Annotated in this window: 1 protein-coding gene and 4 pseudogenes; all 5 read right to left on the bottom strand. The window is 74.4% G+C overall.

The features are described 5' to 3' along the window. A partial coding sequence (locus B207_RS43215) for a type I polyketide synthase (protein ID WP_456095357.1) occupies window positions 1-1667 on the bottom strand: 1667 nt, incomplete at its 3' end. Window positions 1668-1892: 225 nt separating this feature from the next. Then, window positions 1893-2138, bottom strand: a pseudogene (locus tag B207_RS43210) (SpnB-like Rossmann fold domain-containing protein); the annotation flags it as partial. Between the two features lie 192 nt (window positions 2139-2330). Further along, window positions 2331-8519: pseudogene (locus B207_RS43205) on the bottom strand (SDR family NAD(P)-dependent oxidoreductase); the annotation flags it as partial. A gap of 87 nt (window positions 8520-8606) precedes the next feature. After that, window positions 8607-9356 (bottom strand): annotated as a pseudogene (locus B207_RS43200) (polyketide synthase dehydratase domain-containing protein); the annotation flags it as partial. 192 nt (window positions 9357-9548) lie between these two features. Further along, window positions 9549-12122 (bottom strand): annotated as a pseudogene (locus B207_RS43195) (type I polyketide synthase); the annotation flags it as partial. Between the last annotated feature and the right edge of the window lie 226 nt (window positions 12123-12348).

Raw genomic sequence — 12348 nt, 5'->3', positions numbered from 1 at the left:
ACAAACGTGTTCGGCGTCGACATCACCGTCACACCACCAGCCAACGCCATCTCACACTCACCGTTACGCAACGCCTGCACCGCCAGATGCAACGCCACCAACGACGACGAACACGCCGTATCCACCGTCACCGCCGGCCCCTCCAACCCGAACGTGTAAGAAACCCGCCCGGACGCAATACTCCCCCCCACACCCATACCACCCGCATCGGCATCCGCCGACCCACCCAGAACCATCGAATAATCGTTGTACATCACACCGACAAAAACACCGGTCCTACTACCCCGCAGACCCGACGGATCAATACCAGCCCGCTCGAACACCTCCCACGACGACTCCAACAACAGACGATGCTGCGGATCCATCCCCAACGCCTCACGCGGCGAAATNCCGAACAAACCAGGATCAAACTCCGCCGCNCCNTACAGGAAACCACCCTCCCGCGTGTACGACGTCCCCACACCATCCGGATCCGGATCATACAAACCCGCATCCCAACCACGATCCGTCGGAAACAAACCGACACCATCACGCCCCGCCGAAACCAGATCCCACAACTCCTCCGGCGAACCCACCCCACCCGGAAGACGACACGCCATACCCACAATCGCAATCGGCTCGGCCGACGCACCGCCCGAAAGGACCGCGACGGCCGGCGCCGAGGAATCCGCGGCGGAGCCGAAGAGCTCGCCGCCGATGAATTCGGCGAGGGCGGCGAGGTTCGGGTAGTCGAAGACCAGCGTCGTGCTGAGCCGCAGGCCGGTCGCCGCGATGAGGCGGTTGCGCAGCTCGACCGCCGTCAGCGAGTCGAAGCCGAGGTCCCTGAACGCGCGGTCCACCTCGACGGACTCGGCGTCCGCGTAGCCGAGGACCGCCGCGACCTGCGACCGGACCGTCGCCAGGACGACCCGGTCGCGGTCCCTGGGGTCCAGGTGAGCGAGGGTCTCGCCGCCCATCCGGCTGCGGGTCGGCGCCGCGGGGGTACGGACGAGGCCCTGCAGGATCGGGGGCAGCATGCCGACCCGGGCGGCGTCACGCATCGCCGCCAGGTCGAGGGCGATGGGCACCAGGACCGCGGACGCGGCGGCAGGGGCACCGTCCAGCACGGCGAGGCCCTGCGCGACGCTCAGCGCGAGGATGCCGCCGCGGCGGGCGCGTTCCCGGTCGCTCTCGTCGAGCCGCGCGGCCATGCCGGTGTCGGTGTCCCACAGCCCCCAGGCCAGTGAGGTGGCGGGCAGGCCGCGGGCGCGGCGGTAGGCGGCGAACGCGTCCAGGAAGGTGTTGGCGGCGGCGTAGTTGGCCTGGCCGGCGGTGCCGAACGTGCCGGAGACGGACGAGTACAGGACGAAGGCGTCGAGGTCCATGCCGGCGGTCGCGTCGTGCAGGTTGACGGCGGCGTCGACCTTGGCCCGCAGCACGGTGTCCAGCCGGTCGCGGGTGAGCCCAGTGAGCGTGCCGTCGTCGAGCACACCGGCGGCGTGCACGACGGCCCGGACGTGGACGCCGTCCAGGGCCCGCTCCAGGGCCGCCCGGTCGGCGGCGTCGCAGGCCTCGACGCGGACGGCGGCACCCGCGGCGGTCAGCTCGTCGACAAGCTCGCCGGCGCCTGGCGCGTCGGCACCCCGCCGGCTGAGCAGCAGCAGGTCGCGTACCCCCCGTTGCGCCACCAGGTGCCGGGCGAGGGCGGCGCCCAGGGTTCCGGTGCCACCGGTGATGACGACGGTCCCCCGCGGTTCGGTCCCCCGCGGTTCGGAGGCTCCGCCGTCCCTGGTCCGCGGCGGCCAGACCCCGTCGGCCGGCGCGGTCGGCGCGGGTGCGGTGAGCCGGACCAGCCTGGGCACGAGCACCGCGCCGGCCCGGATCGCGGCCTGCGGCACGCCGTCGTCGACCAGCGCCGCGAGGACGCCGAGGTCGGCGTCGGGGGCGTCGGTGTCGACCAGGTGGATGCGGTCGGGGTGCTCGGACTGGGCCGAGCGCACCAGGCCCCAGAGAGCGGCGTCGACGATGCCGGGCAGCGGCTCGGCCGGGCCGGCGGCGATCGCTCCCCGGGTGAGGACCACGAGCCGCGACGACGTCCATTCCGCGGCGCCCAGCCAGGTCTGCAGCAGGTCGAGCAGAGCGCCGGTCCGTTCGTGCACCTGAGCGGCGTCCGGTGCCCCGGTGGTCGCCGCGGCGCAGTCGAGGAGGATCGCGGGCACCGACCGCTCGGGCAGCTCGGCGCCGAGAGGGAGAACGGCCCAGTCGGTGGAGTCACCGTCGGTACGTACAGGCTGCACGATCCAGTCGACCGTGTGGATCAGGCGGTCTGTGCCGGAGGGGAGCTGCGCCGCGGAGACCGGGCGCAGGGTCAGCGCGTCCACCTCGGCGAGCGGGAGGCCCTGGGCGTCGGCGAGGAGGAGCCGGACGCTGTCGGTGCCCGGCCCGGCGGCGATCCGCACCCGCAGCCGCGCTCCGGCCGGGCCGGCGAGGCGCACACCGGAGAAGGCGAAGGGCAGCCGGACGGCGCCGTCCGGCAGCAGGCCGCCGACACCCACCGCATGCAGGGCGGCATCGAACAGTGCCGGGTGCAGCCCGAAACCGTCCGTCGGGACGTCGTCGGGCAGTGTGATCTCGGCGAAGACCTCGGAGCCGCGGCGCCAGGCCTGCGTCAGGCCCCGGAACGCCGGCCCGTATGCCAGGCCCATCTCGTCGAGGGATTCGTACAGGCCGTCGAGGGGCAGCTCGTCGGCGCCGGCGGGTGGCCAGGTGAGCAGATCCGGATCGGTCCGCTGACCGGTCTCGGCGCTCAGCGTGCCGGTGGCGTGCAGCGTCCAGGACTCCTCGTCGGTGCCGTCCGGGCGTGCGTGGATCGTGACGGCCCGGCTCCCGGCGGACTCGGCGGACTCGGCGGACTCGGCGGCGACGGTGACGCGGACCTGCGCGGCGCCACCGTCCGGAATTGTGAGCGGGGTCCGCAGGAGCAGCTCGTCGAGCGTCGGCACGCCCGCCCGGTCGCCGGCCGCCAGCGCCAGCTCGACCAGAGCGGTGCCGGGGACGACGGTGGTGCCGAGCACGACGTGGTCGGCAAGCCAGGGCTGGGTCGCGACGGCGAGGCGCCCGGTCAGGACGACGGCCGGCGAGTCGGGCAACTCGACCGCCGCGCCGAGCAGCGGATGTCCGGTGCCGGCGAGGCCGAGGTCGGCCGGGTCGCCGGTGTGGACCTGGCCGGGGCGGATCCGGGGCCAGAAGCGGTCCCGTTGGAAGGCGTAGGTGGGCAGCTCCACCGGGCGGGCGGCGGTGCCGTCGAACAGGGCCGCCCAGTCGACGGGGACGCCGGCCTGGAAAAGGTCGGCCAGCGCGGTGAGCAGGGTGAGGAACTCGTCGCGGTCACGCCGCAGGGCGGGGACGGCGACCGCGGCGGTGCCCGGCCGGGGCGCCTCGGTGTGGACATCGGCGATCATCGCGCTGAGGACACCGTCCGGCCCGACCTCCAGGAAGCGGGTCACTCCCTGCGCGACCATGGTCTGGACCGCGTCGGCGAAGCGCACCGGGCGGCGCACCTGGGTGACCCAGTAGTCGGGGTCGGCCCAGTCGCCCCGGACGGCGGCGCCGGTCACGGTCGAGACGGCGCCGATCCGCGGCTGCGCGAAGGTGAGACCGCGCGTGATCTCGGCGAAGTCGTCGAGCATCGGCTCCATCAGCGCCGAGTGGAACGCATGGCTGACCGCGAGCCGGTTGGTTCGCCAGCCGCGCGCCGTGGCCAGCGCCGCCGCAGCTGCGATGTCGCGGTCGGGTCCGGAGAGAACGACGGAGGCTGGGCCGTTCACGGCCGCGAGGTCGACCTCGATGCCGGCTTCCCGGAGTGCCTCGGCGACGGAGGCCTCGGCACCGCCGACGGCGAGCATGGCGCCACCCGCCGGGAGCGCCTGCATCAGCCGGCCGCGCGCGGCGACCAGCGCGGCGGCGTCGGCCAGGTCCAGCACTCCGGCCGCGTGGGCGGCGGTGATCTCCCCGATCGAATGCCCGGCGACCGCGTCGGGACGGATCCCCCACTCCCCCAGCAGCCGCAGCAGCGCCACTTCCAGGGCGAACAGGGCCGGCTGGGCGTAGCCGGTCTGCTCCAGCAGCACCGGCTCGCCGTCGATGACCGCCCGCAGCGGGCGGTCGAGGTGTGCGTCGAGCAGGCCGCAGACCTCGTCGAGGGCGTGGGCGAAGGCCGGGAAGGACGCGGCGAGCTGCCGGCCCATCCCGGCCCGCTGGGCGCCCTGGCCGGTGAAGACGACGCCGAGCAGGCCCTCGGTGACCGCGGTCGGCGCCGTTGTGCCCAGCGCCAGGTCGGTCAGGTCCATGGCGATCTCGTCGCGGGTGCCGCCGAGCACGACGGCCCGATACGGCAACGCGGCCCGCCCGGCGAGCGCGCGGCCGACGTCGACGGCCGGCATCGTGGGCCGCGCGTCGAGCAGGTCCAGCAGCCGGTCGGCCTGGTCCCGCATCGCGGCCGGGCTGTGGCCGGACAGGACGAGCGGGACCCGGGGCAGCGTCACCGGCGGCGCGGTCGCCGCGGTCGCCGCCGTCGCCGGCACGGTTGCTTCCTCGATGATGACGTGGGCGTTGGTGCCGCTGATGCCGAACGAGGAGACGCCGGCGCGACGCGGCCGGCCGGAGCGGGGCCAGGGCCGGTCGTCGGTGAGCAGGGCGACCGTGCCGTCGGACCAGTCGACCTGCGTGCTGGGCGCATCGATGTGCAGCGTCTTCGGCAGCACGTCGTAGCGCAGGGCGAGGACCATCTTCATGACTCCGGCCACGCCCGCCGCGGCCTGGGTGTGGCCGATGTTCGACTTGACCGACCCCAGCCACAGGGGCCGGTCCGCGGTGCGTTCCCGTCCGTAGGTGGCGATGAGCGCCTGGGCCTCGATCGGGTCGCCGAGCTTCGTTCCGGTGCCGTGGGCCTCAACCGCGTCGACGTCGGCGGCGCGCAGGCCGGCGGCCGCGAGGGCCTGGCGGATCACCCGCTGCTGGGAGGGTCCGTTGGGGGCGGTGATGCCGTTGCTGGCGCCGTCCTGGTTGACGGCCGAACCGCGCACCACCGCGAGCACCGGATGCCCGTGGCGGCGGGCGTCGGAGAGCCGTTCCAGCAGCAGGACGCCCGCGCCCTCGCCCCAGCCGGTGCCGTCGGCGGCCGCGGCGAACGGCTTGCAGCGCCCGTCCACGGCGAGGCCGCGCTGCCGACTGAACTCGACGAACGCGCCCGGGGTCGCCATGACGGTGACGCCACCGGCCAGCGCCAGGTCGCACTCCCCGGCCCGCAGCGCCTGGCTCGCCAGGTGGATGGCCACCAGGGAGGAGGAGCAGGCGGTGTCCACGGTGACCGCCGGGCCCTCGAAGGCGAAGGTGTAGGACACGCGGCCGGAGACGAGGCTGCCGGCGGTGGCCGCGCCCAGGTAACCCTCGGAGTTCTCCGCGGCCTGCCGCATGATCGTCGCGTAGTCGCTGTAGAGCACACCGGCGAAGACGCCGGTTCGGCTGCCGCGCAGCGCGGTGGGGTCCATCCCGGCGCGCTCGATCGCCTCCCAGGCGGTTTCCAGCAGGAGCCGCTGCTGGGGGTCCATGGCGAGCGCCTCGCGGGGGCTGACGCCGAAGAACTCCGCGTCGAAGTCGGTGGCGGTCGCGACGAAACCGCCCTCGGAGACGTAGGAGGTGCCGGGCTGGTCCGGGTCCGGGTCGATGAGGGCGTCGAGATCCCAGCCGCGGGCGGTCGGGAACGGCGACATGCCGTCACGCCCCTCGGCCAGCATCCGCCACAGCTCGTCGGGGGTGGAGACGTCGCCGGGCAGCCGCAGCCCCATGCCCACGATGGCGATGAGCTCGTCGGTGGGGTCGGCCACGCCCGCCGCCGTGGGAGCCTCGGGCTGCTCGACAGCACCGGTCAGCTCCGCACGCAGGTATGCGGCGAGCGCGCTCGGTGTCGGGTAGTCGAAGGTGAGGGTCGCCGGCAGCCGCAGGTCAGTGGCGGCGTTGAGCCGGTTGCGCAGCTCGACGGCGGTCAGCGAGTCGAAGCCCAGCTCGTTGAAGGCACGCCCGGCCGGCACCGCGTCGCCGGAGGCGTGGCCGAGGACGACCGCCACCTGGGCACGGACCAGGTCGACCAGCAGCCGCTCCTGTTCCGCGGCGGCGAGCCCGCCGAGCCTGCGCACCAGCGTGGTGCCGGTGAGACCGGTCGCCGCGGCCCGGCGGGTCGGGCCCTGCGCGAGGCCGCGCAGCAGCGGCGGCATCCCGGGGTCGCCCTGGCGGGCCCGCAACACGGCGCTGTCCAGGCGGATCGGCACGAGCAGCGACCGCTCGTGGCGGATCGCCGTGTCGTAGAGGGTGAGGCCCTCGGCGGTCGAGAGCGCGCCGACGCCAGCCCGGGCCATCCGCTGCCGGTCCAGTTCGTCGAGGCCGCCGGCCATGCCGGTCTCGGTGTCCCACATGCCCCACGCGAGCGAGGTGGCGGGCAGTCCGCGGGCACGGCGGTAGGCGGCGAAGGCGTCCAGGAAGGCGTTGGCGGCGGCGTAGTTGGCCTGCCCGGGGGTGCCGAGCACCCCGGCCACCGACGAGTACAGGACGAACGCGTCGAGATCCGCGTCGGACGTGGCGTCGTGCAGGTTGACGGCCGCGTCGATCTTCGCGCGGAGCACCGCGGCCAGCCGCTGCGGCGTCAGGCCGCCGATGACCGCGTCGTCGAGCACACCGGCCGCGTGCACCACCGCCCGCACGGTTACCCCGTCGAGCGCCCGGTCGAGGGCCTCCCGGTCGGCGACGTCGCAGGTCAGCAGGCGTACCTGGGCACCGGCCTCGGTCAGCTCCGACCACAGCTCACTCGCGCCGGGAGCCGACGCGCCGCGGCGGCTCAGCAGCAGGAGGTCGCGGACTCCCTGCTCGTGCACGAGATGACGGGCCAGCAGGGCCCCGAGGGTTCCGGTGGCGCCGGTGACGACCGTCGTGCCGTCCCGGCCGAGCGGCTGCGGCACCATCAGCACGTTCTTGCCGATGTGCCGAGCCTGGCTGACGAACCTGAAGGCGTCACGCGCCTGCCGGACGTCCCAGGCACGCAGGGGCAGCAGCCGCAGCGCGCCCTGCTCGAAGAGCCGGAGGATCTCGGCGAGCATCTCGCGCAGCCGGTCGGCGCCCGCCTCGAACAGGTCGAACGGCCGGTAGGTGATCCCGTCGAACTCGCCCGGGTCGCGCAGGTCGGTCTTGCCCATCTCGACGAACCGGCCGCCAGGCCCGAGCAGGCGCACCGAGGCGTCGATGAACTCGCGGGTCAGGGAGTTGAGCACCACGTCGACGCCGCGGCCGTCGGTCGCGCGGCGGAACGTGTCCTCGAACTCGGTCGTCCGGGAGGAGGCGAGGTCCGTCTCCGGCAGCGCCACGGCCCGCCACTTGCCCGGGCTGGCCGTGGCGAGCACCCGCGCGCCCAGCTGGCGGGCGAGCTGGACGGCGGCCATGCCGACGCCGCCGGCGGCCGAGTGGATCAGGACGGTCTCGCCGGGCTGGACGTCGGCGAGGTCGACCAGGGCGTAGTAGGCGGTGAGGAAGGCCAGCGGCATGGAGGCGGCCTCGGCGTACGACCAGCCGACCGGGATCCGGGCCAGCAGGCGCTGGTCCGTGACCGCCTCGGGGCCGAAGCTGCCGGCGAAGACACCCAGCACCCGCTCGCCGGGGACCAGCTCGGTGACGCCGGGGCCGACCTCCACGACCACGCCGGCGCCCTCACTGCCCATCACCGCCGTCTCGGCGTCGGGGTACATGCCCAGGGCGATGAGAACGTCGCGGAAGTTCACGCCGGCCGCCCGGATCTCCACCCGGACCATGCCCGCGTCGAGCGGGGCGGTGGTCTCCTCGCAGCGGCCCAGGTGCAGGCCTTCCAGCGTGCCGCCGGCCCTGGTCTGCAGCCGCCAGGCCCCCTCGGCCGGCGGGGTCAGCGCCGGGTCGGCGGTGATCCGGGCCAGCCGGGGCACGGCGACGCCGCCACCGCGGATCACGGCCTGCGTCTCACCGGCCGCGACGACGGCGGGCAGGGCGTCGCGGGAGGCGGGGTCGGCGTCGATGTCGGCGAGCACGATCCGGCCCGGATGCTCGGACTGCGCGGAGCGCACGAGCCCCCAGACGGCGGCGTGGGCCAGGTCGGTGACGTCCTCACCGGGCGGGCCGGCGACCGCCCCCGAGGTGACGACGACGAGGGTGGCGGCCGCGAACCTGTCGTCGGCGAGCCACTGCTGGACGAGGCCCAGAACGCGGCGGGTGGCCGTGTGGGTCGCGGTGATGACGTCGTCGGTCGGGACCGGTGGGCACATCAGCACCACGGCCTCGGGCGTCGCCTCCCCGAGCGTGCCGTCGAACGCCCTGTCGAGCGTGCCGCCGAGCGCGTCGCCGCTCGCGCCGTCGGGCGCGTTGCCGAGCGTGTCGAGGCCGGCGGGGAGTTCGAGCGTGACCCAGTCGTCGGGCGTCGCGATGGCCGGCAGGTGCGCGTCGGCCCAGTCCACGCCGAACAGCGACTGGCCGGCGCGCCCCGCGCCGCCGCGGACCTGGTCGGTGGTGACCGGCCGCATGACGAGCGAGCGGACCACGACGACGGGGGCGCCGGTCGCGTCGACGGCGAGCAGGCCGACCCGGTCGGTGCCGACCGGGGTGACCCGCACCCGCAGCGCGGTGGCGCCGACGGCGTGCAGCTCGACGCCGGTCCAGGAGAACGCCATCCTGGCCTGCCGGTTCTCCTCGCCCTCGCCGGCGAGGGCGACACCGTGCAGCGCCGCGTCGAGCAGGGCGGGGTGCAGCCGGAAGCCCTCGGCGGCGACGCCTTCGGGCAGGGCCACCTCGGCGTAGACGTCGTCGCCGTGCCGCCAGGCGTGCCGCAGGCCCTGGAAGGTCGGGCCGTAGCCGAAGCCGACGCCTGCCAGCCGCTCGTAGAAGCCGTCCACCGGCACCGGAACCGCCCCCGCGGGAGGCCATTCGGTGAGATCGGCCGCCGGTCGGGACTCGTTGCTCAGGGTGCCGGCGGCGTGCAGGGTCCAGGGCTCGTCACCGAGGGCGTCCTCGCGCCGGGAGTGGACGGTGACCTGGCGGCGGCCGTGGCTGTCGGTGCCGCCGGTGAGGACCTGCAGCTGGACGCCGCCGGTCGCCGGGACGGTGAGGGGTGCCTGCACGGTCAGTTCGTCGAGCACCGGGGTGCCGACCTGCTCACCGGCCCGCAGCGCCAGTTCCACCATCGCGGTGCCGGGCATGATCGCGGTGCCGAGCACGGCGTGGTCGGCCAGCCACGGGTGGGTCTGCGTCGACAGCCGGCCGGTGAAGACCGTGCCGTCGGCGTCCGCCAGCGACACGACGGCGGCGACCATCGGGTGATCGGCGGCGAGCAGGCCGAGGCCGGCGGCGTCGGCGGCGGCCGCCGGGTCGGGCTTCGGCCAGAAGTCCTGGCGCTGGAACGGGTAGGTGGGCAGATCGATCGCCCGCGCGCCGGTGCCCGCGTAGAGGGCCGACCAGTCGACGGCGCCGCCGTGGGTGTGCACCGCGGCGAGCCCGGTCAGCAGGGTGCGGACCTCGTCGTGGTCGCGGCGCAGGGTGGCCGCGCAGCGGCGGCCGGCCGGGTCGGGCAGTGCCTCCTGCGTCATCGCGGTCAGGATCGCGTCCGGGCCGACCTCCAGGTACCGGACCGCGTCCAGCCGGTCGAGCGCGGCGACGGAGTCGGCGAAGCGCACGGTCGCGCGTACCTGGTTCACCCAGTACTCCGCGTCCGTCCACTGCCCGGCCTGGACCGGCTGGCCGGTGACGGTCGAGACCGCGGCCATGACCGGCTCGGTGAAGCGCAGCCCGCGGACCACCGCCTCGAACTCCGCCAGCATCGGCTCCATCAGCACCGAGTGGAAGGCGTGGCTGACCCGCAGCCGGTTCGTCCGCCAGCCCCGCTCGGCGGCGCGGGACGCGAACCGGTCGACGCCGGCGCCGTCACCGGAGACGACCACCGAGGTGGGTCCGTTGACAGCAGCGACGTCGAGAGCGACGTCGAGGCCGGCGAGGCCGGCGAGCAGGTCGCGCACCTGCTCCTCGGAGGCGCGGACCGCCAGCATCGCCCCGCCGGCCGGGAGCGCCTGCATGAGACGTCCCCGGGCGGCGATCAGCGCGGCGGCGTCCGCCAGGTCCAGCACGCCGGCGGCGTAGGCGGCCGAGATCTCGCCGATGGAGTGGCCGGCGACCACGTCCGGGGCGAGCCCCCAGCTCCTGAGCTGCTCGAACAGGGCCACCTCGAGGGCGAAGACGGCGGGCTGGGCGTAGCCCGTGGTGTCGAGCAGCTCCGGCTCCTCGAGCAGCACCGTCCGCAGCGGCCGGTCCAGGTGCGGATCGAGGCAGGCGCAGACCCGGTCGAAGGCGGCGGCGAACTCGGGGAACCGGGCGTGGAGCTGCTGGCCCATCGCGAGGCGCTGCGAGCCCTGCCCGGTGAAGAGCAGGGCGAGCTTCCCCCGCTGGGCCACGTCCTGCACCAGGCCCGGGGCGGGCTCGCCGACGGCGATGGCGGCCAGGCCCTGGGTGAGGGTGTCGCGGTCCTCGGCGAGGACGACCGCGCGGTGCTCCAGGAGCGCCCGGCCGGTGGCGAGGGACCAGCCGAGGTTCGTCAGATCGACCTGGTCGATCTGCGGCCGGTCCTGGATGTAGGTGTAGAGGTGCTGGGCCTGTGCCTTCAGCGCGTCGGGGTCGCGGCCGGAGAGGACCACCGGCACCGGCCCGCTCATCGCGGTGGTCGCCGGGGCCGGCGCGGGATCGGCGGGCGCCTCCTCGATGATCATGTGGACGTTGGTGCCGCTGATGCCGAACGAGGAGACGCCGGCCCGTCGCGGCCCGGCCGTGCGCGGCCACGGCTGTTCCTCGGTGAGCAGCCGGACGTTGCCGGCCGACCAGTCGACGTGCGGGTTGGGCTCGGCGATGTGCAGCGAACGCGGCATCACGCCGTGCCGCATGGCGAGGACCATCTTCATCACGCCGGCCACGCCCGCGGCCGCCTGGGTGTGGCCGATGTTCGACTTCAGCGAGCCGAGGTAGAGCGGCCGGTCCGCCGCCCGGTCCTGCCCGTAGGTGGCGAGCACCGCCTGCGCCTCGATCGGGTCGCCGAGGCGGGTACCGGTGCCGTGCGCCTCGACGAGGTCCACGTCGGCGACGGAGATCCTCGCGTTGGCGAGCGCCTGGCGGATGACCCGTTGCTGCGACGGTCCGTTCGGGGCGGAGATGCCGTTGCTGGCGCCGTCCTGGTTCACGGCGCTGCCGCCGATCACGCCGAGCACCGGGTGGCCGAGACGACGGGCCCGCGAGAGCCGTTCGAGCAGCACCAGCCCGACGCCCTCGGCGAGCCCGATGCCGTCGGCGCCGGCGGCGAACGCCTTGCAGCGGCCGTCGGCGGCGAGCCCGCGCTGCCGGCCGAACTCGGTGAACGCCGACGGCGTGGTCATCACGGTCACACCGCCGGCCAGCGCCATGCCGCACTCGTCCTGGCGCAGCGCCTGGGCGGCCAGGTGCAGGGCGACCAGCGAGGAGGAACAGGCGGTGTCGATGGTGACGGCGGGGCCTTCGAGGCCCAGCGCGTAGGACACCCGGCCGGAGATGACCGCCGCGGTCGTACCCGTCACCAGGAAACCCTCGGCGGCCTGGAGCGTGCCGCCGATAAGCCGCGCGTAGTCCTGGGTGTTGGAGCCGACGAAGACACCCGTGCGGCTGCCCCGCATCGAGTGCGGGTCGATGCCCGCCCGTTCGAACACCTCCCACGCCGCCTCGAGCACCAGCCGCTGCTGCGGGTCCGTGGAGATGGCCTCGCGCGGGCTGATGTCGAAGAACGCGGCGTCGAAGTCGCCCGCGCCGGGCAGGAAGCCACCCTCGAAGACGTTGCTCGCGCCCGGCCTGTCGGGGTCCGGGTCGAAGACCGCGTCGAACTCCCAGCCCCGGTCCGCCGGCGGGGCGCTGATGCCGTCGTGGCCCTCGTGCACCAGCCGCCAGAGATCGTCCGGTGAGGCGACACCGCCCGGGTAGCGGCAGCTCATGCCGACGATCGCGATGGGTTCGGAATCGGTCGACTCGGCCTCGCGCAGTCGCTCCCGCGTCTGGTGCAGCTCCGCGGTCACCCGCTTGAGATAGTCGAGGAGCTTTCCTTGGTCCACCATCTCGGGCCTCACAGGGGGGTCGGCGGGGAACTACGCCATCAGCACTGGCGAAAACCGGCGGCCGGGCGGAATCTCCCCAGCGGGGGCAAAGCTATGAGAGAAAACAAGTGGGCAACAACCCCTAGCGCGCCCCTAGCACCCCGTGGTCGGCCCGATTCACACAGCAGCGAACACAAGCATTTCATAA

The sequence above is a fragment of the Parafrankia elaeagni genome, from assembly GCF_000374165.1.
GTDB classification, from domain to species: domain Bacteria; phylum Actinomycetota; class Actinomycetes; order Frankiales; family Frankiaceae; genus Parafrankia; species Parafrankia elaeagni.
The sequence above is the reverse complement of the archived record's forward strand: the minus strand, read 5'-3'. Positions and strand labels throughout refer to the sequence as shown.